Here is a 25,851-nt window from a genome sequence, read left to right as displayed (position 1 = left end):
ATTATGATAAAAGAAATTAAATACCTTTAATCTAGCACAGAGAGGCTGGGAAGGAAAATCTAAACGTATAGGATTATTACGTCTTCCATAGCCATATCTGCTTGGAAGACATTTTTTATATAATAAATTAATAATAGGTGGTTATATGATGTTAGATTATAGAATAATAAAAAATACTCAGCATAAGACCAGTAATTGGTCAGGAGGAACAACTACAGAGCTATGTATATATCCAGAAGATTCATCTTATCAGGACAGGGATTTCACGTGGAGAATTAGTTCCGCAACAGTAGATTTAGAGACATCAAAATTTACAGTTCTTTCAGATTACGAAAGAATCATTATGATCTTAAAAGGAAAGTTATTTATAAGTCATGATGGGATAAATTCAAAAACTTTAAACAAACTTGAACAATATGAATTTGATGGAGGTATTAATACTGACAGTATTGGTAAAGTTATAGATTATAATTTGATGATGAGGAAAGGTTTGTGTTCTGGTAAAGTTGAAGTTGTACAATTAGAACCAAAATCAACATTAACAACAGTATTTGAAGATGAAGAAATAGAAAAATTCGACCAATGCATTGAGGTGTACTATAATATTAGTGAAAAGCTAAAATTATCAATAAATGAAAGTAGTACTATAATTCTAGAAAATAAGGATATATTAGTAGTAAATAAAAAAAACAATTCAACTTTGTTTGAATGCTACAATGGTTGTGAGCAAGATGCAGTAATAATAAAGTCTAGTATATTATTTAATAATAAATAATAGATTATATATCTTTAAAATAGTCCAGAGAGGCTAAAAAGGAGGAAGAATGTTAAAAGGAAGAAGTTTAATTGAACCAATGGATTTATCGTTAGAGGAACTTGATGAGATTTTAGATTTAGCAAGTGAGATTGTAGATAACCCATCAGAATATTCAGATGTATGTAAAGGAAAAATATTAGCTACATTGTTTTATGAGCCAAGTACAAGAACAAGGTTAAGTTTTGAAGCTGCAATGTTAAGACTTGGTGGAAGTATTATGGGATTTTCTTCTGCAGATTCAAGTTCAGCTGCTAAAGGTGAGAGTGTTGCAGACACAATTAGAACAATTGCATGTTATGCTGATATTGCAGCTATGAGACATCCAAAAGAAGGTGCTCCTAAAGTTGCTTCAATGAGCACAGATATGCCTGTAATAAATGGTGGAGATGGAGGGCATCAACATCCAACACAAACTCTTACAGATTTGTTAACAATTAAGTCATTAAAAGGAAAGTTAGATAATTTCACTATTGGGTTGTGTGGAGATTTAAAATTTGGACGAACAGTTCATTCCCTTATAAAAGCATTATCACGATATAATAATATAAAATTTGTTCTCATATCACCAGAAGAGCTAAGAGTGCCCGAATATATAAGAGAAGAAATATTAATAAAAAATGGAATAGAGTTTAAAGAAGTTGAAAGACTTGAAAGTGTAATGGAAGAATTAGATGTGTTGTATATGACAAGGGTACAAAAAGAAAGATTTTTCAATGAGGCAGATTATATTAGGTTAAAAGACAGCTATATATTAAACATGGAAAAACTTGAAGTAGCAAAAAAAGACATGATAATAATGCACCCTCTACCAAGAGTAAATGAAATTTCAGTAGAGGTTGATTCAGATCCAAGAGCAGCTTATTTCAAACAGGCTAAATTTGGAATGTATGTAAGGATGTCATTAATTATGAAGTTACTGGGGGTAGAAAAATAATGTTAAAAATAGATAGTGTAGAAAAAGGATTAGTTATAGATCATATACAAGCAGGAAAAGCCATGGAGATATATAAGTATCTTAACCTAGACAAATTAGATTGCAGTGTTGCAATAATAAAAAATGTCAAAAGTAAGAAACTTGGGAAAAAGGATATAATAAAAGTAGAAAATAATATAAATATGGATTTGACAGTTCTTGGTTTTATAGATCCAAATATTACAATCAATGTAATAGACAACGATACAATAATAGATAAAATTAAACTTGAACTTCCATACGAAGTAATTAATGTAGTAAAGTGCAAAAATCCTAGATGTATAACTTCCATAGAGCAAGAAATTCAACACAAGTTTAAATTAACCGATAAGGAAAAGAAAACATATAGATGCGTATACTGTGATACAGCTTACGAATAAAATTAGACATAAATAAAGCTGATGATTTATTCATCAGCTCTATTCTTATATATAATGAATAAATGTGGAGGTAAAATGATAGTAGATAAACTATATAAAGAAGTTGAGCAAAAAGGGCATGTATGCGTTGGACTTGATACAGATTATAGCTATATACCTAATATCTTTGCTAAAAATTTCTCTTCTAAAGGTGAAGCAATTTATAACTTCAATAAGGAAATAATAGATGAAACTTATGATGTAGTAACATGTTATAAAGTTCAAATAGCTTACTATGAAGCATTTGGAATCGAAGGACTAAAAGCGTATAGTGACACACTAAAATATATAAAACAAAAAGGTTGTATATCAATTGCAGATATAAAAAGAGGTGACATAGCAAAAACAGCAGAAATGTACGCTATGGGTCATTTTACAGGTGATTTTGAAGCAGATTATATTACAATTAATCCATATATGGGTGTAAATGATAGTATTGAACCATTCATTAGTTATGTACAAAATAATAATAAGGGACTTTTTGTACTTGTGAGGACATCAAATAAAGGCGCCAAAGATTTCCAATATATAAAAAATGAAAATTGTAATCCATTATATGAAATTGTTGGTGAAAAATTAGAAGAACTAGCAATGAAAAATATGGGTAATTGTGGATTCAGTTCCATTGGAGCTGTAGTTGGTTGTACTAATAATGAGGAAGGTGTTTCTCTTCGCAAAAAAATAAAATCTATGTTTCTTTTAATACCTGGATATGGAGCGCAAGGTGGAAAGGCAGAGGATATAGTTACTTATCTTGTAAAAGGAAATGGAGCTGTTGTAAATTCTTCAAGAGGAATATTACTAGCTTATAAAAAGGAAGAAAATGGTGAAAATAATTTTGCAAAATGTGCTAGAAATGAAGCTATTAGAATGAGGGATGATATAAGGTCATATATAGACTAGGAGGTATATCGTGAAAGTTCAAAAAAGTAAAATACTGGAAAATAAACTAATATCAAATAAAATATATAGATTAACTGTAGAATTTGTTGATGAAATAAAACCTGGTCAATTCTTTATGTTGAAAACATTAGACAATTCATTTTTACTACCACGTCCCATTAGCATAAATGATGTTAATGATAATTTGATTACATTATTATATAGAGTAGAGGGAATTGGTACAACGGTTGTGAGTAGAATGAAAAAAGGTGATGAAATACAAGTTTTTGGACCACTAGGAAATGGATTTGATATTACTAGTCTTAAAGGTAAAATTGCTGTAATAGGTGGAGGAATTGGCATAGCCCCATTATTATATTTAACAAAAAAAATAGGTAAAAATTCAGATGTATTCTTAGGGTATAAAGATAGTGTATATATTGCAGAAGAATTTGAGAAATATTCTAATAATACTATAATTGTAACAGAAGATGGCAGTGTAGGTAAAAGAGGTTATGTAACAGATTATGTTGATTTTGAAAAATATGATGTTGTAGTAACTTGTGGACCAGAAATAATGATGAATAAAATAATTGACAAATGTAAAGAGAAAAAAATTAAATGCTATGTTTCTCTTGAGAGAAGAATGGCTTGTGGATTAGGTGCATGTCTAGGATGCACTGTTGAAACTGTAAATGGGAATATGAGGGCATGTAAAGATGGTCCAGTATTTTCAAGCGAAGAACTTAAATAGTAACAGGAGAAAACTATGGCGAATTTAAAAGTAAAAACTATGGGTATGGAATTTAAAAATCCAGTATTAACTGCTTCAGGAACTTTTGGATTTGGAGAAGAATTTTCAAAAATATATGATATATCTGTGATTGGTGGGATATGCAGTAAAGGACTTACAATTAATCCAAAGTTAGGTAACAAAGGTGAAAGAATATGGGAAACACCTATGGGTATAATTAACAGTATAGGTCTACAAAATCCAGGTGTAGAAAAATTCATACAAGAAGAGCTTCCTAAAATGAAAAAATATGATACAAAAATAATAGCTAATTTAGGTGGAAACACAACCGAGGAATATTTAGAGGGAGTAGAAAAGTTAAGTGGAACAGAAGTTGATATAATAGAATTAAATATATCATGTCCAAATGTAAAAAGTGGAGGTATGGCATTTGGTATAAAGTCTGAAGTAGCAAATGACATAGTATCAAAGGTTAGAAAAAAATGTAATAAACCACTAATGGTTAAATTGTCACCAAATGCAGAGAATATAGTTGAAATGGCTTTAGCATGTGAGGAAGCTGGAGCAGATTCAATTTCCTTAATTAATACAATAAAATCTATGGCTATAGATATAAAAAAAAGAAAAGTGGTTTTTGAAAATGTATATGCAGGTTTATCAGGTCCATGTATTAAGCCTATAGCACTTAGAATGGTTCATGAGGTATCAAAGGCTGTTAAAATACCTGTCTGTGGATTAGGAGGCATTATGACAGCTCATGATGCTATTGAGTTCATTATGGCTGGAGCAACTCTTATTCAAATAGGTACAGCGAATTTTATTAAACCAGATATCGCAGTAGATATAATAAATGGAATATCTGAATTTATGGATAAAGAAGGTATAAAATCATTAGACGAAATTAGAAATATAATTTAGTTAGCTGTGATGCAATTATTAAATGCATATCGTTTATTAAAGACCAATATAAAACATGGAGGATAATATGAATATAAATGTTGTTGAAATTTTAAAAGAGTGTGATGCACTATTAGAAGGGCACTTTTTATTATCATCGGGTAAGCACAGTAATAAGTATTGTCAATGTGCAAAATTAATGCAATATCCTGATAAAACAGAAAAAGTAATATCACTTGTAAAAGATAAAGTAAAAGATTTGGGTATAGATGTAATAGTTGGACCAGCTATGGGTGGTATAATAGCTGCGTATGAACTTGGGAGACAATTGGGCATTAGAGCAATTTTTACAGAAAGAGAAAACAATGTTATGACATTGAGGCGTGGATTTGAAATAAAACCAGGTGAAAAGATATTAATAATGGAAGACGTTGTAACTACGGGAAAATCATCTATGGAAACTGCAAAAGTATTAGAGGAATTTGGTGGAAAAGTAATTGGAATAGGCTGTATAGTTGATAGGAAAGTGAGTAAAATCGAATTACCGCTTTTTTCTGCAGTAGAACTATTATTCGAAACATATGACGAAAGTAATTGTCCATTATGTAGGGGTGGTTCATCTCCGGTTAAACCAGGTAGCAGGAAATTTTAATACTTATTACTAATTCTTTATATACAGCCAAATGTAAATAATATAATTTACATTTGGCTGCTTCATTTAGTATTATACTTTGCTAAAATTTAGTGATTTAATTTTAGAAGAAGAAAAATGGCCAGAACATCCACCACATAGGATTTCTACATCTACCAGTTCTATCACAGTCTGGATAATTATAATATCTGTTGTCATCCAATCTATCGTATCTTCTATCGTATCTTCTATCATATCTTCTATTATTGTATCTATTTATGCTATATAATTCTTCTTCATCTTTGTAGTTATTATACATATCCTTATTGTAATCTGATATATTTCCATTATTTGTTTCCATATATATATACTCCTTTATATATTTTAATATATTATAATATATGTAATATATTATATCATGTTACGGGATTTAATATATTTTGTCGGAATTTACCGTGAAATTATAAGCTGAAATATCTGTATAAAACTTTTGTGAACTCAGGTATGTTTTTTTGTATAACTCCAACTGCATTATCTTTTTCATTTCTTATTTCACTTTCTATACACTTATCAGCAAAGTTTATCATTTCAACAGCAGTTATTTTCTGACCCGTTTTATAATAATACATATTAGAAATTATGTTTAGTGCTTCTTTGTTATTAATAAGTGCAAATGCAGTAAAAATGCAAAATCCAAGGTTTGAAAGTAAAAATATTTGTCTATACATTAATTCTAAATCATCAACATTTTCAAAGTCTTTAAATAATTTATCAAGAGCTATATTAAAATTTTTCTCTTCATTAATTACAGGTTTAGTGACTAATTTTTCAAGTTCTTGATTTTCTCTAAAGAAATTATAAATTCCTTGTGTCTTAGAACCTATAATTTTTCCTAAAATTGTATTGTTTTCAATTTCTGTTAATAAAACATAAATATCATCTTTAGAAGGTACTTTATTTATTGCTTTATAATATAGATGGCTACTAAATACAAATTCTGTTGAATCAATTCCTAATTCAAATGCTCTAGTGTTAATTTTTTTAGAAAATAATATATCTTCAATATTGTAACAGTGACTTAGTGCGGCATTTACTTCGCTTTCAGCTGGAGCAGAAAAAGCTTCTTCATCATTTTTACAATGTCTGTTCAAACATCCAATTACACACAACGGTGCACAAGTTTTATTAATTTTTTTAGCAGGACGAAATTCTTCTAAAGGTAACTTTACTTTAGGTACATAAGCTTTAGAAGAAGGAATATTATCTTTGTTTTTTAATAATTTAATTAATGTAATAGACCCATGACCAGGTAGTGCTTGGCCACATATAGGGTTATTAATTATTAATTTAGCGAGTTTTTTACTTTCTATAGAGAAATTTTTTTCATCGAAGCATATATTTTGAAAATATTTATCATGATTGACTATAATAGCTTTTAGATTTTTACTGCCAAATATATCACCAAAACCATTTCTTGTACAATAGTATTGTGGATAACCTTCTGGATATGTAGAGAACATTGTGGATAAAGGCATCATATTATTTGACGCAGGTCCCGTTCCAATAATAGCACAATCATTTCCATATGTTGTTTTAATTTCAGATATAATTTCTGAAACAAATTTCTTATTGCAATTATCTAAACTTTTTATCTCGATTTTATTTTTATCAATATAAATTATTGTGTTGTTATTTATAGATTTACCTGATATTACCAAAGATTCAAAACCTAAAGAAGCAATTTTTTGAGGTAATGCACCGGTCATATTAATTATTTGCATTCCAAGTCCTTTGCCCTTTTTGGTTGCTATAGAGATTCTTCCTGTACTTGGAGCTGTAGTGCCAGTAAAAAGTCCGGGTGTCAAAACTATAACATTTTCACCATCAAATCTATCAGTTGATGGAGATGTACATTTATTTACTAAATAGGAAGTAAGACTCCTTCCATGGTATATCAAATTTTCAATATTATAGTTTTCGTATGATATTTCATTAGTAGTTAAATTAATATAACATATTTTACTCATATTGGTCCCCTTTGTATTTGAAAAATTTAAAAGCTTCAATTAATTCTTTGCTATATATGTTTTTAGCATTATTATAAAAATTCTTGAATTCACTGTATTCTAAAAGATTACCATCTTTAAATATAGCTATTTTATCCCAGTATTCACTATAAAAATCAACTTCATGGAGTATTGATATTAAAATTATATTTTTTTCTTGTTTTATTTTATTAAGCAAATTAAATATTTCTTCACTATTTTTTTTGTCTAACATAGAAGTACATTCATCTGCAATTATAATTTTAGGCTTTGTTATTAAAGAACGTGCTATGCAAAGTTTTTGTTTTTGACCGCCACTTAATATATCAACTTTTTGGTCTAAATAGTTTAACAGATTTTTATCAACGTTTATAATGCAATCTTCTATTGACATATAATCATAATTATTTCTTTTACATATGGTTACAGTTTCATTTAATGTTTGTAAAACAGTAAAATTTTTTTCAAGAGCACTGTATGGGTCCTGAAAGATATATTGAATTTTAGCGCATGTTTCAAAGTACCTTTTATTAATTGATTGAAGTATTTTATTGTTTAATAAAATTTCCCCACTATTTTGTTTTTCTAAACCAATTATTATTTTTGCAAGAGTAGTTTTACCACTTCCGCTTTCACCAACAATTGCAGTACTTTCACCTGGTTTAAAATCAATATTAATATTATTAAGTACCTTTTTACTGCCGTAACTTTTATTTATATCAATAATTTGTAGCATTTTATTCCTTTCTAAATTTTAATAACTCTATCGCAGAGCTTAACAAGGAAATCATAGTTGTGGGAAACCATAATTATTGTTGTATGATCTTTAATTTTAATCATAAAGTTTACAATAGTTTTTAATGTAATTAAATCAATAGCTGAAGAAGGTTCATCAAATATTAGAAGTCTTGGATTTTTTATTACACTTAACATTATAGCAATTCTTTGCTTTTGACCACCGCTTAGCATGTATGGATAATAATTTAAAAGTTCTATATCTAATAATAAATCGTTAAAAATATTAAAAACCTTTTTTTCATCATAATTTAATCCATTTCCTTTGAGTGTAAGCTGAATATGCTCATTTACATTTATTTTAGGGTTTAAAGCATCTTGAGAAAATTGAGGACTGTAACTTATATATTTATATTTTTCTTTACCAAGGCTTAATAAGTCCTTATTTAACAGATTAGCCTTGGAGTAAGATACCTGACCCTTGAAATTAATGCCAAATAGAGAATCTAGTAGTGATGATTTACCGCATCCACTGTTTCCACTAAATCCTATAAACTCATGTTCATATATTTTTATATCATCATATTTAATTATTTTATTATTATCAAAAGTAATTATATAGTCTTTAATTTCTAACATACTTAACCTCATTTATTATTTTTCATCAAATATAAGTAAAGAAAGTGACAATATATAAATGAATACACAAATCACTGGTGGAAACAGATACCAAAAAATTACATTGTCGTAAAATAAATTCTCATAATTCATTGCAGATTTAATTAACTTACCCCATGTTTTAGATAGTGGGTCGCCTATTCCAAAAAATGATAATGTAGTTTCATACATTACTGCTTTATTGCATTGTAATATAAAGCTCGTTATTACAACAGGATATAAGTCGTAATATAGTTTTTTAAATATATCAAAAATATTTCCTTTAATAAGAAAAGTGTATTTAACCTTATTTTTATCCATATAACCCATTAATTTAGAGCGAGCCATTTTGAACACCTTAGTCCAAGAAAAAAATACTATAGCTAAAATTGTATTTATCATAGTAGGACTTGCAAATATAGCAAAAAACATAATTATAATAATTTCAGGTATTATTATGAGTAAATTTGCTATGTGACAAATGGTATTATCAATTATACCCTTATAATAACATGATACAAACGACAATATAACACCTATTGTAGTACTTAATATACCTGAAATTATGGAAATTAATATTGAAATTTTAAAGCCATTTAAGAGCAATGAAAATAAATCATGTCCCATTTCATCTGTTCCTAGAATATGTTTAAAAGATGGAGTTTGTAGTATTTCACTACTAAAGTCATCAATCGAAAATGGCATTATAAAGTTACTTATTATTGCTATAACAATATAAATAAAAATTATAAAGGAACATATTCTTTTAGTTCTTGATAAATTTTTTATTATCATGTGAATAAACTCTCAATCATTAATATTTTTCAGTATTATTTTTTAAAACTATTTCAAAGATAAAGTTAACAATTAAACCATAAAAACAAGTCAAAATCAGTATTCCTTGAATAAGTGGATAATCTCTACTTGATGCAGCTGATTTTAAAAGCTGTCCTATACCAGGATATGAAAATATAGCTTCAACAAAAAGTGACCCTGTTATGGCGTAAATCAATTGAATGTTAAGCTTGCCTAGTATTTCAGGTATTATATTTTTAAAAATAAATTGTTGGTTTATTTGTTTATCTTCTATATTTAAATAACGAGCCATAATAACATAATTTTCTTTTTTAATTTTTTGAGAACTGTTATATGTTAATATATAAATTCCAGGTATTTCACAAAGTATCAATGTTAATAAAGGTAAAATGAGATGCAAAAGAACATCTAAATAAAACGTATGTGTAAAAAAAACTGTTCCCGGTTTATATGCTCCCCATGCTGGAAGTAGTTTAAGTTTATAAGCAATAACTCCTTGAATTAGTATTGCAACTAAGAATGTAGGCATGGATTGAATAGCAATCATCATTCCAATTTTAAAGTTGCTTGATTTATTAAGTAGCGATGTTTTAATTGCCCATGATATACCAACAAATGAGGATATTACTATAGATGTAAAAGATAAGAGCAATGTCCAAGGTAATCTTCCAAATATAAGATTTGAAACAGGCAACTTATAGTAAAAAGAATATCCAAAATCAAACCTTGATAAGTTATATAAATATTTATAGAATTGATTAAAAAAAGGTTCGTTAGGAGCATAGTATTCTTCAAAAGCATTAAAAGTATCTTCAGGCAATGACTGATTTAAAATGTAAGTATCATTATGATTATATGATAAAGGACTCCCGGGTATTATCCTCGGGAGTACAAAACTTATTAATAATATTAAAAATATGTAAATGAAATACTTTACTAAAACTCTCAGTTTCATTACTTATTCCACTGTCCTCGAACAAAGATTAATTTATTGTGAATAGTAGGTACTGCTAATGAAACACCATCCTTTGTGAAGAACCATCCATCAAATACTTCTGGATTATAAGCACTTATAGATTTCTTATAGTATAGTGTTAGAGTAGGCAATTCATCTGAAATTATATTTTGTAATTTTCCAACTAACTCATATCTTTTTTCTCTATCAAGTTCAACTATTTGTTGATTAAAAATTGTGTTAAATTCTTCATTATGCCAGTTTTGTCCACCTTGAGTTGTTACTTGAGGAGTTGAAGCAGCCGTTTCTTCAGAAACAAAGCCCTTTAATAAAACAGGATCCCCGCCAAATGAACCGTGGCCATTAAATGCAAGAGTAAATTTACCTTCTTTTATTAATGATGCGATTGTATTTTGATCCATAGCTTTCACTTCAAGTTTTATTCCTATATCGCCAAGATATTTTGTTATTAATTCTGCAAGAGGGACTTGCTCTTCGGGAACTATAAATTCATATGATAAATCTTTTCCATTGTATTCAACAATACCATTTTCATTTGTATCAGTTATACCAACGCTTGTTAAAAGCTCTATTGCAGTTTCTGTATCATAATCATAATTCTTGATATCTGATGAATACCATTCTGAAGTAGGATGTATATGACCTGGATTGCCTACCTCTGCTGCTCCCTTAAGCGCTTTCTGAACTAATTCATCTCTATTTATAGCATAGTACATTGCTTGTCTTACTTCTTTAATGTTTAATTCTTCTATTCCAAAATTAAAATAAAGTCTTCCAACCCATAATCCTGGACCCTCTATTACTTTATATTTACTATTTTCTTCTTTGAGTTTCATAGCTTCGCCATACTTAACATTTGAAGCCATATCTATTTCATCAGCAACTAAAGCTTCTTTTGTGTTTTTTACAGAAGACATTATAAGTTTGTCAATTTGAACTTCACCCATAAAATAATCTTTATTAGCATTATAGATATATACACCAGACTCTTTGTCATAGCTTTCTAATATTAACGGTCCTGAACCAACAATTGCCTCTTTTGTATTAAATTTTTCAGGTTCAGTCACATTTTCCCAAATATGTTTTGGCATTATTGGAACATTACCGGCTATATCAGTTACAAAAGGCACATATACTTCGTTTAAAACTATCTGAACAGTTTTTTCATCAACTGCTGTAACTTGTTCTACAGGAGCTACACTAACCCATTGATATGGGTGTTCTTTTAAATAATCAAAAGAAAATTTAACATCTTCTGCTGTAAGTGGTGTACCGTCAGTAAACTTAATATTCTCATTTAAATTAAATGTGTATGTTTTATTGTCATCAGATATTGACCAATCTTTTGCAATAAGTGGAATTACACCCGTTTCATCTTTCCATACTAACGTGTCAAATGTAAAGCTTACTAACAAATAACCTCTTCCTTTTGGTGAGGAAGTAAAAACGGAAGGATAACCTAAATTGTCACCATCCATTCTTAATACTCTTTCTTCTCTTGCAGTTTTTTTAAGTCCTTGTTCACTTGTCATAGGTTGCTCAGTTTTTTCAGTTTGTCCAGCAGTGTCACAAGCTGCTAAACTTAAACTTAACAACAAGATAATTATTAATGAAATAAATTTTTTCATAAATCCTCCGTTAATTTTATAAATAATTGTTATAGACATAACAGTATATATTATATAGGGTAATATATTATAAATGAAATGAAATAAAGTTTACAATTGGTCTCCAATTATAACGGAAGGTTATATTTATCAATATTATTAAATATTAACAGCTTTGTAAACACAAATATAATTTATATTAAATATTTATAAAGCTGTTGAATTGATAAAGAAACAACTATTAGTTTTAGTAAATGTAATTATACAAGCTTTCAAGGCATAAACATATATTAATTCATGATTATGAGGTGATGTTTTGATTGTATTAAAATTGAACAATAAAAAGATAATTTCTGCTTTATTGATTGTAATAATACTAATAACATTTTTTTATGGTAAAGCAAGTAAGGTAATATCAACATCAACAAATCCCGCTATAAGGTTACCTATTATTATGTACCATTATATATTAAAAAATCCAAAACACTGGGGTAAGTATGTTATATCTCCAGATGATTTTGAAAGTGACATTATTTATTTGAAAGAAAAAGGTTACACAACTATTGTAATGCAAGATTTAGTAGATTTTGTATACAATAAAAAGGAGTTACCTAAAAAACCTATAATGTTAACTCTTGATGATGGTTTTTTAACAAATTATACTTATATACTTCCCATATTAGAAAAACATAATTGCAAGGCTGTAGTTTCAATAGTAGGGAAATATGTTGATGATTGTTCAGATTTTTCTGGTTGCAATAGAACATACCTTAATTGGGATCAAGTCAAAGAACTTGTAAAGTCACCATATATTGAAATTCAAAATCATTCATATAATATGCATGACGAAAATAGTAGAAGGGGTAGCTGTAAAAAGAAGGGTGAAACAAATGATGAATATAGAAAAGCATTAAATGAAGATGTGGGTAAATTTCAAATTTTAATAGAAGAAAAGACAGGTTATAAACCAACTTCATTTACGTATCCTTATGGTTTTATATCAAAAGAGTCAAAACAAATATTGATAGACATGGGTTTTTTAGCAACATTATCATGTAACAAAGGAGTAAATTTGTTATCAGGAAATAAAGAAGACCTATATGAATTAAAAAGGTTTAATAGACCAAAGGATATAAATCAAGAACAATTTTTTAAACAATTCGAAAATTAAAAAACTTTTTATTTACAAATGAGCCAAAAAGTATTAAATTATATATATACGTTTTTGCTGCCGTGGCTCAGCAGGTAGAGCGACGCACTCGTAATGCGTAGGTCACCAGTTCAATTCTGGTCGGTAGCTCCACATTGAAAACGCGGGTGTTGCTTAGTGGTAGAGTTCTGGCTTCCCAAGCCAGCTGTGTGGGTTCGATTCCCATCACCCGCTCCATAAATTAGTAAATAGAAAATATATATTAAAAATAAACCCACAAATCTTAGCTAAAGTTATTTGTGGGTATTATTTTTTTGATTTTAAACTATTTTTTTATGCTAAGAGATTACTTATTACACCAGTGTAGTACAATGAGAGCCTATGAAGTGCTCGAGTACATGCTATATACAACAATTTTTTATCATAATCTGTTTTATAATTTATAATATCTGTTTCATATACCATTACGCAATCAAACTCTAATCCTTTTGCCATGTATACAGGTATAACTGTAATTCCGGTTATAGCAGTGCGTTCATTGCTATCTATAAGTTTAATATTAATTTTACTTTTTAATCTGAAGTATAAATCAGATGATTGTTTTCTACTTTTACATATTATTGCAATAGAGTCAAAACCTAAAGATTTATATTTTTCAATGTCTACAATTATTTTATTTTCAAGTTCATTTTGACTAGATTTGTATATTATTTCTGGTTCTCTTTCATTTCTTTTAAATAACTCAGTATTAATATTTCCGTCTAGTAGTTTTTGACTAAATTTACTTATTTCGTAAGAATTTCTGTAACTTTTAGTTAAAAAAAGTTTATTACTTTTACTTTTATTAAATATAGATATTATATCATCATAAATAGAAAGATTTGACTTCTTTTCAATTGTTTGATTTATATCACCTACAATAGTAAATCTTGCTTCTCTAAATATAGTTTTAAGAATATTATAATGTATAGGGTAGTAATCTTGTGCTTCATCAACCATAACTTGCTTTATATTGCTATATAAATTACATCCTTCTGCTTTTAACTTAAGATACATTAATCCTATACCGTCAGAATATGGAATGTTATATTTATCTTGTATATTTTTATTTGTATACTCAATTATATCATTTATATTGTCTGGCAAATCTAAACCTTTTGCCACTTTAAAAAATATATTTTTATCACGGAATAATGTCTTGTAAAGATAATAACAATCAAATTCAGTAAATTGACGTAATTTTTGAGTAAATAGAGATGTTTCTTTAGCAGCAAGTACTCTTGCAAATGACTGTATTTCAAATTCATGATTATTTGAATTACTTACTATTTTTTCAATTTTTTCACGTCTTAATTTTTTTACTTCATGAACTTTATCAATAATTCTGCTTTCAATGATTTTCAACTTTTTAGAAGTTGGCATATTTAACTTATTGCTTAAAAGTAATGATTTAAGTAAATCACGATTTTCTATTATTTTTCCATTGAAATAGATATCTTCAAACTTAATCATTTTATGCTCAAAATAATTAATATAACGATTAATAATTTCTAAAAAAGTAGAGGAGCCTTTAAAGTCAGCGTATGATCTTAAAAACGCCTTTTCATCTTCATCTTTAGCACAAATTATTTCTTCTAGTTGTTCGCTTTTAGTTTTTATAGATAGTTTTTTTTCGAAAATTTCGGTAAAAATATTCTCAAAAGTTAATTCTACAATATTTTCTTCTCCTAATTCTGGTAATACATTAGAAATATATTGAGAAAAAAGCGTATTAGGTGAAATGATTATAATGTTATTTGAACTTAGATTTAGATTAAGCCCTTGATATAGAAGGAATGCTATTCTATGAAGTGCAACAGATGTTTTACCGCTTCCTGCAACTCCTTGAACAATAAGCAATTCATTTACTAAATCTCTTATAATTAAATCTTGCTGTTTCTGAATTGTTTCAACAATAGTTTTCATTTTTGATGACATATTTTTTGATAAAGCTTCTTTTAACATTTCATCAAGAATATTAATATTGCTATCAAAAAAGTATTCCATTTTACCTTTTTTTATTTTATATTGTCTCTTGAGTGATACATTACCTTTTATTTTGCCTACAGGTGCAATGTATTCAACTGGTCCAGTTTCTGAACGGTAGAAAATGCTAGAAATAGGTGCGCGCCAGTCATGAATTTTAATTTCATGCGTTTCTTCATCCATAAGATTAAAAAGACCTATATATATTTTTTCTGTATCATCATAACCATTTTCAGTAAAATCAATTCTTGCAAAGTATGGACTATCAAGCATTTTTTCAAATTTTGAAACTAATTTTGCAGAATCGGTATAACTTAGGGTTTGATTTTGAAGAGCGCTTAAATATTGGTTTGCATCAGAAACTTTGTCAAAATCAGCTGATGAATGAGTTGCATTTTCCCACATTTCTTTACGTGCTTCAATTAAATCTTTCTTTTTATTTTCAAGGCTATTAGCCTCTATTTCTAATTTATAACTAATTAAGTCAATTATTTCTTTAAGATAATTAGTTTCTTCAATATATTTTCTTTTATATTCACTCATTATAAACCCCTTTATTAGTTTAATTAATGTATCAACACTATATTATGTAGAAAAATTTCAGTGTATACTAATAAAATTATTTAAATTAGTATAGAGAAATTTAATATTCTATTATATCATATAGGATAAACTTTTAAAAGACCATTAGAAAAATAAATAAGGTAGATTAATTATAAATAATTAGAATAAATTAAGTTAATATTATATAATTGTAAATTTTGACTATTTTTAGTATTTTTTACGTGACAACTATAGAATTTAGTGTATAATATTAGGGAAGGATATCGATTTTTAGCAGTTTTTATAATATATGAATAGAGGGGTAAATATATTGATAGGCGAAAAAATAAGGAATATAAGAAAAAGCAAAAATTTAACAATTGTAGAATTATCTGAACAAATTAATGTAACATCTGGGTACATATCTCAAATTGAAAGAGATTTAATATCTCCATCACTAGCTGTTTTAAAAAGAATGGCTCAGGCATTAGAAATACCACTGTCTCTTTTGTTTATGGATGAGAATACTGAAAGTGTAGTAACAATTCATAACGATGAAAGAACAAAAATAAAGTTTAGTAATATTAATGTAGATTTAGAATTTTTAACTCCATTTGAACGCAATGGTGAAAAATTTCATGGGTTGGAAGCTTTCTTTTGTAAATTGCCTCCTAAAACATGGATTAGCAATAATACTATAATTAATGATTCTAAAGAATTTATTTATATCTTAAAAGGTAAAATTGAATGTCATATTGGAAATAAGGTTTATATAGTTTCAAAGGGTGATAGTATTTGTGTTCCTGAAAGAAATGGTCATTTAGTTTATAATCCAGAAGATGAAGAAATGGAAGCAATTTGCATAATTTCACATACTGCACATTAAAAATATTAATCTTTTTTTCTTGACAAAATCTTGTGTTTAATATATATTTATTTAAATTACATAATAAATTATGATAGAAAGTAGTAAATGATATATTTATTTAAGAGAGCTAACATCTGGTGAAAGTTGGTATAAATAGTTGTTGAATCCGTTCTGGAATTTTCAGGGGTAAAAAACCTGAACGTGTTAAGGCGTTAATTTTGCTAAGCGATTGTATTTAAGATACAATAATTAGGGTGGTACCGCGAGTAAATCTCGTCTCTAAATTTTTAGAGATGAGATTTTTTGTATAAAAAAGTATTATTATGGAGGCATAAAATGTTAGATATTAAAAGAATAAGAAAAAATCCTGAGGAAGTAGAAAAGCTTTTAAAAAGTAGAAATCCAGATTTGAGCCTTGATAAGGTTTTAGAACTTGATAAGAAAAGAAGAGAAAAACTTGTAGAAGTTGAAAATATGAAAGCAGAACAAAACAAAGAATCTAAACAGGTTCCATTATTAAAAAAGGAAGGTAAAGATGTTACTTTTTTGCTCCAGAATATGAAGGAACTTGCTGAAAAAATCAAAGTTTTAGATAATGATGTTAAAGAAATAGACTTTAAAATTGAAGAGGAGCTCTTAAGTATACCTAATACGCCAAATCTAAATATAGCAGTAGGGTTATCTGATGCAGATAATAAAGAGGTCAGAAGATGGGGAGAACCAACTAAGTTTGACTTTGAACCAAAGGCTCACTGGGAGTTAGGTGTAGATTTAAATATACTTGACTTTGAAAGAGCTACTAAAATAACCGGTACAAGATTTTCAATGTTTAAGGGTATAGGTGCAAGGTTGGAAAGGTCAATTACTGCATATATGCTTGATAAACACACTATAGATCATGGTTTTACCGAAATAGCACCTCCTTTTATGGTAAACAGAGATAGTATGTTTGGAACAGGTCAGTTGCCTAAATTTGAAGAGGATATGTTTAAATTAAATCAAAAAGATTATTATTTGATACCAACTGCAGAGGTACCTGTTACAAATATATATAGGGATGAGGTTTTAGAGGAGACTGACTTGCCAATATATATGACAGCATATACTCCATGCTTTAGAGCTGAAGCCGGTTCTGCTGGAAGAGATACTAGAGGATTAATAAGAAATCATCAATTTGATAAAGTAGAAATGGTTATGTATTCAACTCCTGAAGAATCATACAACCAACTTGAAAAATTAACAAACTTTGCAGAAGAAATTCTAAAAGGATTAGGTCTCCCGTACAGGGTCGTAGAACTTTGTACTGGGGATATAGGATTTAGTTCAGCAAAAACATATGATTTGGAAGTATGGATGCCAAGTTATAATAGATATGTAGAAATATCTTCATGCTCAAATTTTGAAGATTTTCAAGCTAGAAGAGCAAATATTAAGTATAGGCCAGATAATAAAGGAAAACTTGAACTTATACACACACTAAACGGTTCAGGGTTAGCTGTAGGAAGGACATTTGCAGCAATCTTAGAAAACTGTCAACAAAAAGACGGCACAATATTAATACCAAAAGCATTACAAACATATATGAGAGGTATGGAAAAAATTAATTTCTAATTATGAAAAGTGTTGTAAAAATTAACATGTTGAGATATATTTAATTGTTTGTTTAATATACGTGAAGGTTTGAGACATATATATTTAAACACACAAGTACGGTGATGTAAGAAGGAGATAATCAAAATGAAAAATGTATTAAAGGAAAGTTTGAAACAAGGAAAACCTGTTTTTGGTACCATGATTACAACAGGTTGTGTAGATATAGCAGAAGTAATTTCTTATACGGGTGTGGATTTTATTATGATAGATTGCGAACATGGATCTATTGGAATAGAAACAGCAGGTAGAATGACTTCGTTAATTAAAAATATAAATGTTACACCATTTATAAGAGTTGCTATTAATGAAATGTCGCCTGTTCAAAGCAGTTTGAATACTGGGATACATGGCATCATGATTCCAAATGTAAATACAAAGGAAGATGCCATGAAGGCAGTTGGATTTTGCAAATATCCACCGGTGGGTAATCGTGGTGTAGGACCAAATAGAGCAGTTTTATATGGTACTGGTGCAGATGAATTTTCAGATTATTATTCTACTGCTAATGATGAAATCTTAGTAATTGCACAGATAGAACACCATGTTGCTGTGAAAAACATTGATGATATACTTTCAGTTCAAGGAATTGATATTGCTTTTATAGGGCAGCGTGATTTGTGTATGTCAATGGGTATACCAGGTCAGATAAATCATCCAGATATTGAAAAAAGTTGTTTGGAAGTAATTGAATCATGCAAAAAACATAATGTAATTCCAGGTATAGTAACAAAACATGGGAGTATTGAAAAACATCTTAATATGGGATTTAAATTTTTGCAATGTGGTACGGATAGTTTATTTTTATATAATGGTTTAAATGAAGTAGTAAATGAATTTAAGTCTTATTGATTTTAGTATATTTTTATAGGTATAATTGAATAAGGAATCACATTGAAATAAACTTTATGACTATCAAAAAACTTACCTGTTAATAATTAACTGTAAGTTTTTTGATTTTTATAATGATTTTTTTATGAAAATATTATATAATTATGTCATTAGAATTATTGGAGGGAACTAATGAAAAAAGCGAGTAAAATATTGTCGATATGTTTAATTATTATTATGTTGTCTAATACTATGGTTTTTGGTGAAATTAATATAAATGAATATATAAAAGGTGCACTTCTTGGGGATGTAGAAACTGGAGAGGTATTGTATGAATATAATATAAATGAACAACTTGCAATTGCCAGCATTTCAAAACTTATGACTTATTTATTGATGAAAGAAGCTATTGAAAATAATGAAATATCGTTAGATGATGATGTTGTTATTAGTGGGCATGCTGCTGCGACTGAAGGTAGTAGATTTGGATTAGTTTCTGGCGAAACAATAAAGCTTAGTTTGCTTACAAAAGCAATGTTAATAGTATCGGGAAATGATTGTGCAACTGCTATTGCAGAACATGTAGGTAAAACAGAAGATAATTTTGTTAAAATGATGAATGAAAAAGCAGCTGAGCTAGGATTAATGTCAGCTAGTTTTATAAATCCTAGTGGATTTCCTATTAACGATCAAGAAACTGGACAAAATCACATGTCAATTTCTGATATATTTAAGTTGGTGAGATACATTTTAATGAAATATCCTGAAACATTAGATATAACATCACAAAAAGAGCTTATAATAACAGAACGTAATTTTAGTAAAGCATCAACAAATCCTGTCTTTGGAGTAGTTGAAGGGGTTGACGGTCTCAAGACTGGCTATACAGATAAATCTGGGCTATGCCTTGTGTCAACTATGCCAATTACAGGAAGTGGTCAGGATTTTAGGATTGTTTCAATAATAATGGGTGCTCAAAGCCATGAAGATAGAATAAGCAAAACAAAACAGCTATTAGAGTATGGAAGAGATAATTTTAGCAGCCAAAAGCTTACAGACACATTTATTGCAATTGATACAGTCTATGTATCAAGTTCTAAATATGGAAAGATAGATGTATATCCTTCAACTGACTTTAAGAAACTTGTTAAAAACGGTGAAGCGGTTAAGACTGAAATATCATATAATGAAGAGGTCTCAGCTCCAATAGCAAAAGGAGAAAAAATTGGTACAATAACTATATATATAAATGATCAAGAAATTGGACAAGTTGATGCCGTTGTTAATGAAAACATAGGAAAGGCTAATATTTTTGTAAGGATAATTAGATTTATTAGTAATTTATTTGGATTTTAACTATTATTCTATGTATTTAATGTATTGTAAAGAATAAGTTAGCTGTAAGATTGTTAGAAAAAGTTTTGGTTGTTCTTAAATATGAATTCAACCAAGACTTTTATATTTTATGATAATATTGATATGCAAACAAAAATATTGACAAATACTTAATTTTAGTGTAAAATCCATTATTGTAAGTAAAGTTATAATTGTAATTAGTAATTTAGATATTGCATCTGTAGCTCAGTAGGATAGAGCGGTGCCCTCCTAAGGCATGTGCCAGGGGTTCGATTCCTCTCAGGTGCACCAATTTAAAAACAAAAATCCACTCTAAATGGGTGGATTTTTATTTTTAAAATTTAAGTTGACAAGCAACAATCTATAGTATATAATACATTTACTGTACTATGTGTATTAATACACGTATACATATATTTTAAATAATGGAGAACTATATGAAAGAAATAAGCATTGTTTTAACACAGACAAATACAATAATTTCTAAGACTTTAAAAGCTTTTTCTAAAAAACCGTATAATCATATATCAATATCATTAACTGATGATTGTTCAACAATGTATAGTTTTGGAAGAAAAATAATGTGGTGTCCTCTTATAGGCGGTTTTGTAAAAGAAGATATAAATAGCGGTGTATTTAAAATGCACCCTGAAACTAAGTGCAAGATTTATAAACTTGAAGTAACTGATTCTGAGTATAATATTATTATGAAGAGGTTAAATAGATTTATAGATTCGCCAAATAATTTTAGGTATGGGATTTTGAATGTGTTTTTAATGTACTTTAATGTTGCACCTAAGAGGGAATATTGCTATGTTTGTTCTAGCTTTGTATCTTATTTGTTATGGGGAATAATTCCTTTAAAGAAAGAAGTATCATTGGTTACCCCTGATGATTATAATTCAATGGATCTCAAAACTATATATGAGGGGAAATTACATGATTATGTAAAGAATAATAATACTAATAGTAGTTTTGCAAATAGTTATATTTAATAGGAGGTGCAGTTTGATAAAAATAGATTATACAAGTTCTAAGGCAATATATGAGCAAATTTATGATGAGATAACTAGATTAATATTATCAAAGGCACTTAAACCTGATGATAAGTTGCCATCTGTGAGAGAACTCGCTGCGATGACAAAAATTAATCCTAATACAATTCAAAAGGCATATAAGGTTCTGGAATTTGAAAATTATATTTATTCTGTTAAGGGTAGAGGAAATTTTGTTAAAAGTTCAGATGATTTAAGGATTCTACACATTAACAAGCTTGAGGAAAAATTGTTTAAGACAATAAAATCTTTAAAAGAACTAGGATTAAAAAATGATGATATTAGTAAAATGGTAGATAATATATTAATATCTAATTAGTTGTATGGAGGATTGAATGTTAAAAGTAAATGATTTAAGTAAAAAATTTAGAGAGTTTCAAGTTCTAAACAATATAAATTTAAATGCAGATATGGGTCAAATATATGGTTTGGTTGGATCTAATGGTTGCGGTAAAACTACTTTACTAAAACATATCATGAACATATATAAACAAGATAGTGGATACATATTTTTTAATGGTGAAGCAGTTAAAGATAATTCAGAGATAGTGGAGGACTTTTACTATGTACAGGATAACTTATTTTTTCCAAATCAGTATTCTTTAAATAAACTATTGGAATTTGAAAGTTTGATATATAAAAATATTTCAAAAGAAAAATTTGACAGGCTTGTTGATTTCTTTAATTTAGATAAGGACAAGAATTTGAATAAAATGTCAAAGGGTCAAAAAAAGCAAGCTGCATTTGTAATGGCTATATCAACTCAGCCAAAAGTTTTGCTACTTGACGAAATTGTTGATGGATTAGATGCTGTAGTAAAAAGAAAATTTTGGAGCGTACTTATTCAGGAAGTTATTGATAATGAAATGGTTGTAATAATATCATCTCACGATTTAAAAGAACTTGATAATATATGTGATAAGGTAGGTATAATGCATGAGGGAAAGATATTAAAAGAAGAAAATTTAGAAAAAATGAAAAATGAAATTAAAAGAGTTCAGTTTGCTGTTGAGGGTGAATTAGGAGAACTCGATAGTAATGATTTTAAGGTATTAAAATTAGTTAAAATAGGAAGCATTTATATATGCACATTAACAGGGAGTATTGAAAAATTTAAAGAGTATATGAATAGTAAATACAAGGTAATTATATTTGATGAGTTATCCATGAGCCTTGAGGATATTTTTATTACAGAATTAGGAGGTGTTGGATATGGAACAGAAGACCTTGAAATCAAATGATTTTGTAAAGTTATTAATACATTCATTAAAGCAGAAAAAAAATTGGTTTCTTATTTCAACAGTTATTATTTTTGTTACAACTTTATTGATTCCATATATATTAAAATTTTCCGAAGATTTCTTTTTAGTGTTTGGGATAGTAGAAATTTTTATAATAGTGTTTTTAAATTGCTTAATTGACAATAGTTTCTTGCATAACGATTCAAAACTGGCTTATTACAAGTCAAAGCCAATTACATTAAGAAGACAAGTAACACTTGCAATTACAACAAATTCTATTTTTACATTTTTCTTAATTATGCTACTATCTTTATCAATTGGATTTCATCAAGCTCCAAATGAATATTTTGAAGTATTGAAGGTAATAATTCCATGGCTTATTGTAGGTATTTTTGTAACGTCTCTATCTTCAATCTTAACTGGAAATACTATAGTAGCAGGAATTATGACAATTTTCAACTTTTCACTTCCAGCTTTATTTTATGTAGTAATTATGTTTGTATTCACAATATTAGAGGATATAGTTATTGGATTTAATGCAGATATATTGATGGACACATTAACTAATACCTTTTACAGGTTAGATTATATATATTTTTTAGAATATATTAATAAGCCAATTAACTTATTTTATGTTTTGATATTAATGATTATTTTAATATTTATTTCACTAATCATTAAAATTTGCCTAAAAAGAAGGAAAAACGAAAATACTGGTGATTTTATTGTATTTGATGGATTTAAATATTTTGTTTCTGTCATTGCGGGTATAATAATTCCTGCAACTTTTTCAATGGCATTGTATAATGTGGGAGTAACAAGTAAAATTATTGTATCATTATTGCTCTCAATGCTGACATATTATATTATAATTGCAATTTTAGAAAAGTCATTTAGAATATCAATATATTCGATTAAACTTTTTGCAGGATTTATGGTTGTTTTTATGATAGTTACAGGTGGTACAGTAATATTTGCACAACAGTTTAAGAATGATGTTCCAAATCCTAAAGATGTAAATATGGCGTATATAGGAAATAACTCATGGGCTTTTAGCAACTATGTGTATAATAAAGATAACTATATAACTGATGATTATGAAAATAGTTTAGATTTTGCAAGGAACAATGGTATTACTATTTTTACTGATAAGAGAAGCATTGAATTAGTAACAGAGCTACATCATGAGATGTTATTAGATCAAACTTATTTCCAAGGCGATTACTATACAAGTAATATTGTTATATCTTATTTGATGAATGATGGTAGTACAATAATTAGAGATTACAAGCTAGATGGTAATGGTAGTTCAAGTGAAGGAACTAAAAGGAAAAATGATATTTCTAATAAGATAATAAATCTAGATGAAGTAAAAGAAAAACAATATTATTATTTATATGATGAAAATTATTATAAAGAAAAAGATATATATTATAATGTAAAAAGCATTAGAGATAATAGTATCAAAACAAAAAGTTCTAACATTGATGAAATAAGACAATATTTAATTAAAGATATAGACAATATGCTTTTGAAAAAAGAAGATGCATTTAGGCATTTGATTTTTGGCGGAAATAATTATCCTTATTTTAAGGATGAAAATGATAATATTTTTTATATGGAAATTATTGAAAATGGTAATGGTACTGAAGACAATATTTTAGATGAAATATCCGTAGATAATAATTTCAAAAATACAATAGAATATTTAAGACTAAACAACTAAATTAAAGGGATGCATATAGCATCCCCTTTAATTATCTTATAGTACTTTTTATTTGAATATTGTTACCGATTTTCTCCACTGTAGCATCTGCTGACAATTTAACATTATCAATGTAAATATTATCGTTGCATGTTATTTTTACAGAGTTATTTGGGTCATCAACTACTAAATTTCTAACTTTTACATCAGTTAATATTACAGACTTAACATTTTTAGCTAAGATTTTGATATCACCTAAAACAGTAACATTATTTATATAAACATTACCTGAGCCAACTGAATCAAGAATATTTAAATCACCAACGACTACGGCACCGTAATATGATTCATTATAATTAGTTATATTGAAGCCGAGTTCAATATTTTCATTATCTAAGACTTCATAAATAATTTTAACTGCTTCTGCTCTAGTTAATGCTTTAGAAGGCATGTACGTTTTATTAGGATAACCCATTATATAACTTTTGTTATATGCAATGTTTACACTATTTTTAGCCCAATCTTGTATTAAGTTATAATCGCTTAGAAGTGTTGCTCCATCTCCATCAATATTGCCTGTAGTAATAGCATTACTTATAACTTTAGCTACTTCTTGTCTTGTAATTGGGTTGTTTGGCCTGAATGTATTGTCTTCATATCCAGAGAAATAACCCACAGCAACAGCTTTTTCAATTTGATTATAATACCAATCACTTTTTTTTATGTCTTTTAAATAAATTTGGATAGAATCATTATTATTCATAGCATTATTCAATAAAGTGGCAAATTCAGCTCGAGTTACGGTTTTGTCAGGCTTAAATGTTCCATCTTGATATCCAGTAACAAATCCAATTTTTGATGCTTCTTTAATTCTACTTTCTGCCCAATGCCCATTGATATCTGAAAATAAATTTTCATTTATATCTTTTTCTAATTTTAATTCATCACTTATTTGCTCAATATTGTGATATTCTATTGTTTCAGTGTTTTGAATCATTTCAGTATCCTGTTCAGTGGTTTCAATATTAAAATCATCAGTAATAGCATCTAATACATCCGCAAATACAATAGAATTAAAATTTAATAATATATTAAAACATATTCCAACAGTTATAATTTTTCTAGTAATATTTTTCAAAATAATCCTCCATTCTTAAGGGTAGAAATATAAATGTTACCCTAGTCTAATTATAGGTCTAAAACTTAACAAAGTAAATA

General features: G+C 27.9%; 25 protein-coding genes, 3 tRNA genes and 1 other annotated feature. Of the genes, 19 read left to right on the top strand and 9 right to left on the bottom strand.

Annotation, left to right across the window (positions count from 1 at the left end; genetic code table 11):
* The first annotated feature begins 148 nt into the window (after positions 1 to 148).
* The 7 genes from J2Z76_RS10520 to pyrE all read left to right on the top strand — a co-directional run bounded on the left by J2Z76_RS10520 (position 149) and on the right by pyrE (position 5,394).
* The gene (locus J2Z76_RS10520) at positions 149 to 775 is read left to right on the top strand and encodes a HutD/Ves family protein (protein ID WP_209512014.1); all 627 of its coding nucleotides are present in this window, start codon (positions 149 to 151) and stop codon (positions 773 to 775) included.
* 49 nt (positions 776 to 824) lie between these two features.
* Positions 825 to 1,751 (top strand): aspartate carbamoyltransferase, encoded by a 927-nt coding sequence (pyrB, locus tag J2Z76_RS10515; RefSeq protein WP_209512013.1) that lies wholly within the window; start codon positions 825 to 827, stop codon positions 1,749 to 1,751.
* On the top strand, positions 1,751 to 2,170 hold the full coding sequence (locus J2Z76_RS10510) for an aspartate carbamoyltransferase regulatory subunit (protein WP_209512012.1): 420 nt from the start codon (positions 1,751 to 1,753) through the stop codon (positions 2,168 to 2,170). The genes pyrB and J2Z76_RS10510 overlap by 1 nt, the downstream gene beginning before the upstream one ends.
* Positions 2,171 to 2,245: 75 nt before the next feature.
* Positions 2,246 to 3,112, top strand: a complete 867-nt coding sequence (gene pyrF, locus J2Z76_RS10505; protein WP_209512011.1) for an orotidine-5'-phosphate decarboxylase — start codon at positions 2,246 to 2,248, stop codon at positions 3,110 to 3,112.
* A 10-nt stretch (positions 3,113 to 3,122) separates the two neighbouring features.
* A complete protein-coding gene (locus J2Z76_RS10500; RefSeq protein ID WP_209512010.1) occupies positions 3,123 to 3,845 on the top strand; it encodes a dihydroorotate dehydrogenase electron transfer subunit in 723 nt (240 codons plus the stop codon).
* A 15-nt stretch (positions 3,846 to 3,860) separates the two neighbouring features.
* On the top strand, positions 3,861 to 4,763 hold the full coding sequence (locus J2Z76_RS10495) for a dihydroorotate dehydrogenase (protein ID WP_209512009.1): 903 nt from the start codon (positions 3,861 to 3,863) through the stop codon (positions 4,761 to 4,763).
* Between the two features lie 67 nt (positions 4,764 to 4,830).
* On the top strand, positions 4,831 to 5,394 hold the full coding sequence (gene pyrE / locus J2Z76_RS10490) for an orotate phosphoribosyltransferase (RefSeq protein WP_245210417.1): 564 nt from the start codon (positions 4,831 to 4,833) through the stop codon (positions 5,392 to 5,394).
* A 103-nt stretch (positions 5,395 to 5,497) separates the two neighbouring features.
* Here the strand turns inward: pyrE and J2Z76_RS10485 are convergent, their stop codons facing one another.
* The 7 genes from J2Z76_RS10485 to J2Z76_RS10455 form a co-directional block, all read right to left on the bottom strand.
* Entirely contained in the window at positions 5,498 to 5,734 is a 237-nt protein-coding gene (locus J2Z76_RS10485; protein WP_209512007.1) for a hypothetical protein, read from the bottom strand.
* A gap of 100 nt (positions 5,735 to 5,834) precedes the next feature.
* A complete protein-coding gene (locus tag J2Z76_RS10480) occupies positions 5,835 to 7,400 on the bottom strand; it encodes an aldehyde ferredoxin oxidoreductase N-terminal domain-containing protein (protein WP_209512006.1) in 1,566 nt (521 codons plus the stop codon).
* Positions 7,393 to 8,154 carry an ABC transporter ATP-binding protein gene (locus J2Z76_RS10475; protein ID WP_209512005.1) on the bottom strand — a complete coding sequence of 254 codons (762 nt, stop codon included), beginning with the start codon at positions 8,152 to 8,154 and terminating at the stop codon, positions 7,393 to 7,395. The genes J2Z76_RS10480 and J2Z76_RS10475 overlap by 8 nt, the downstream gene beginning before the upstream one ends.
* A gap of 11 nt (positions 8,155 to 8,165) precedes the next feature.
* Positions 8,166 to 8,792 (bottom strand): ATP-binding cassette domain-containing protein, encoded by a 627-nt coding sequence (locus J2Z76_RS10470; RefSeq protein WP_209512004.1) that lies wholly within the window; start codon positions 8,790 to 8,792, stop codon positions 8,166 to 8,168.
* Between the two features lie 15 nt (positions 8,793 to 8,807).
* Complete coding sequence (locus J2Z76_RS10465) at positions 8,808 to 9,605, bottom strand: hypothetical protein (RefSeq protein WP_209512003.1); 798 nt, start codon at positions 9,603 to 9,605, stop codon at positions 8,808 to 8,810.
* Between the two features lie 19 nt (positions 9,606 to 9,624).
* Positions 9,625 to 10,581, bottom strand: a complete 957-nt coding sequence (locus J2Z76_RS10460; protein WP_209512002.1) for an ABC transporter permease — start codon at positions 10,579 to 10,581, stop codon at positions 9,625 to 9,627.
* Positions 10,581 to 12,230, bottom strand: a complete 1,650-nt coding sequence (locus J2Z76_RS10455) for an ABC transporter substrate-binding protein (RefSeq protein WP_209512001.1) — start codon at positions 12,228 to 12,230, stop codon at positions 10,581 to 10,583. The genes J2Z76_RS10460 and J2Z76_RS10455 overlap by 1 nt, the downstream gene beginning before the upstream one ends.
* 295 nt (positions 12,231 to 12,525) lie before the next feature.
* Here J2Z76_RS10455 and J2Z76_RS10450 point away from each other — a divergent pair, with 295 nt between their 5' ends.
* From J2Z76_RS10450 to J2Z76_RS10440, 3 genes are all read left to right on the top strand, one after another.
* Positions 12,526 to 13,380, top strand: a complete 855-nt coding sequence (locus J2Z76_RS10450; RefSeq protein WP_209512000.1) for a polysaccharide deacetylase family protein — start codon at positions 12,526 to 12,528, stop codon at positions 13,378 to 13,380.
* 56 nt (positions 13,381 to 13,436) lie between these two features.
* Positions 13,437 to 13,512 (top strand) — tRNA-Thr (locus J2Z76_RS10445).
* A 10-nt stretch (positions 13,513 to 13,522) separates the two neighbouring features.
* Positions 13,523 to 13,596: transfer RNA gene (locus tag J2Z76_RS10440), tRNA-Gly, on the top strand.
* 96 nt (positions 13,597 to 13,692) lie between these two features.
* Here J2Z76_RS10440 and J2Z76_RS10435 read toward each other — a convergent pair.
* On the bottom strand, positions 13,693 to 15,927 hold the full coding sequence (locus tag J2Z76_RS10435; RefSeq protein WP_209511999.1) for a HelD family protein: 2,235 nt from the start codon (positions 15,925 to 15,927) through the stop codon (positions 13,693 to 13,695).
* 310 nt (positions 15,928 to 16,237) lie between these two features.
* On the opposite strand from J2Z76_RS10435, the gene J2Z76_RS10430 reads away from it, so the two are divergent.
* The 9 genes from J2Z76_RS10430 to J2Z76_RS10390 all read left to right on the top strand — a co-directional run bounded on the left by J2Z76_RS10430 (position 16,238) and on the right by J2Z76_RS10390 (position 24,654).
* Positions 16,238 to 16,813: a helix-turn-helix domain-containing protein gene (locus tag J2Z76_RS10430; RefSeq protein ID WP_209511998.1), complete on the top strand. Its 576-nt coding sequence runs from the start codon at positions 16,238 to 16,240 to the stop codon at positions 16,811 to 16,813.
* A gap of 61 nt (positions 16,814 to 16,874) precedes the next feature.
* Positions 16,875 to 17,079: a binding site (T-box leader), on the top strand.
* Positions 17,080 to 17,131: 52 nt separating this feature from the next.
* Positions 17,132 to 18,406 (top strand): serine--tRNA ligase, encoded by a 1,275-nt coding sequence (serS, locus tag J2Z76_RS10425; protein ID WP_209511997.1) that lies wholly within the window; start codon positions 17,132 to 17,134, stop codon positions 18,404 to 18,406.
* 126 nt (positions 18,407 to 18,532) lie between these two features.
* Positions 18,533 to 19,297, top strand: a complete 765-nt coding sequence (locus tag J2Z76_RS10420; protein ID WP_209511996.1) for an HpcH/HpaI aldolase family protein — start codon at positions 18,533 to 18,535, stop codon at positions 19,295 to 19,297.
* 171 nt (positions 19,298 to 19,468) lie between these two features.
* Positions 19,469 to 20,632 (top strand): D-alanyl-D-alanine carboxypeptidase family protein, encoded by a 1,164-nt coding sequence (locus J2Z76_RS10415; RefSeq protein WP_209511995.1) that lies wholly within the window; start codon positions 19,469 to 19,471, stop codon positions 20,630 to 20,632.
* A gap of 214 nt (positions 20,633 to 20,846) precedes the next feature.
* A tRNA-Arg gene (locus tag J2Z76_RS10410) sits at positions 20,847 to 20,923 on the top strand.
* Between the two features lie 146 nt (positions 20,924 to 21,069).
* A complete protein-coding gene (locus J2Z76_RS10405; RefSeq protein ID WP_209511994.1) occupies positions 21,070 to 21,627 on the top strand; it encodes a hypothetical protein in 558 nt (185 codons plus the stop codon).
* 13 nt (positions 21,628 to 21,640) lie between these two features.
* On the top strand, positions 21,641 to 22,006 hold the full coding sequence (locus tag J2Z76_RS10400) for a GntR family transcriptional regulator (protein WP_209511993.1): 366 nt from the start codon (positions 21,641 to 21,643) through the stop codon (positions 22,004 to 22,006).
* Between the two features lie 16 nt (positions 22,007 to 22,022).
* Entirely contained in the window at positions 22,023 to 22,928 is a 906-nt protein-coding gene (locus J2Z76_RS10395) for an ABC transporter ATP-binding protein (protein ID WP_209511992.1), read from the top strand.
* On the top strand, positions 22,900 to 24,654 hold the full coding sequence (locus tag J2Z76_RS10390) for a hypothetical protein (protein ID WP_209511991.1): 1,755 nt from the start codon (positions 22,900 to 22,902) through the stop codon (positions 24,652 to 24,654). The genes J2Z76_RS10395 and J2Z76_RS10390 overlap by 29 nt, the downstream gene beginning before the upstream one ends.
* 31 nt (positions 24,655 to 24,685) lie before the next feature.
* Here the strand turns inward: J2Z76_RS10390 and J2Z76_RS10385 are convergent, their stop codons facing one another.
* Positions 24,686 to 25,771 (bottom strand): S-layer homology domain-containing protein, encoded by a 1,086-nt coding sequence (locus J2Z76_RS10385; RefSeq protein ID WP_209511990.1) that lies wholly within the window; start codon positions 25,769 to 25,771, stop codon positions 24,686 to 24,688.
* Positions 25,772 to 25,851: the final 80 nt, after the last annotated feature.

It is taken from the genome of Sedimentibacter acidaminivorans (genome assembly GCF_017873955.1).
GTDB classification, from domain to species: Bacteria; Bacillota; Clostridia; order Tissierellales; family Sedimentibacteraceae; genus Sedimentibacter; species Sedimentibacter acidaminivorans.
This window is presented reverse-complemented; position numbering and strand designations above follow the sequence as displayed.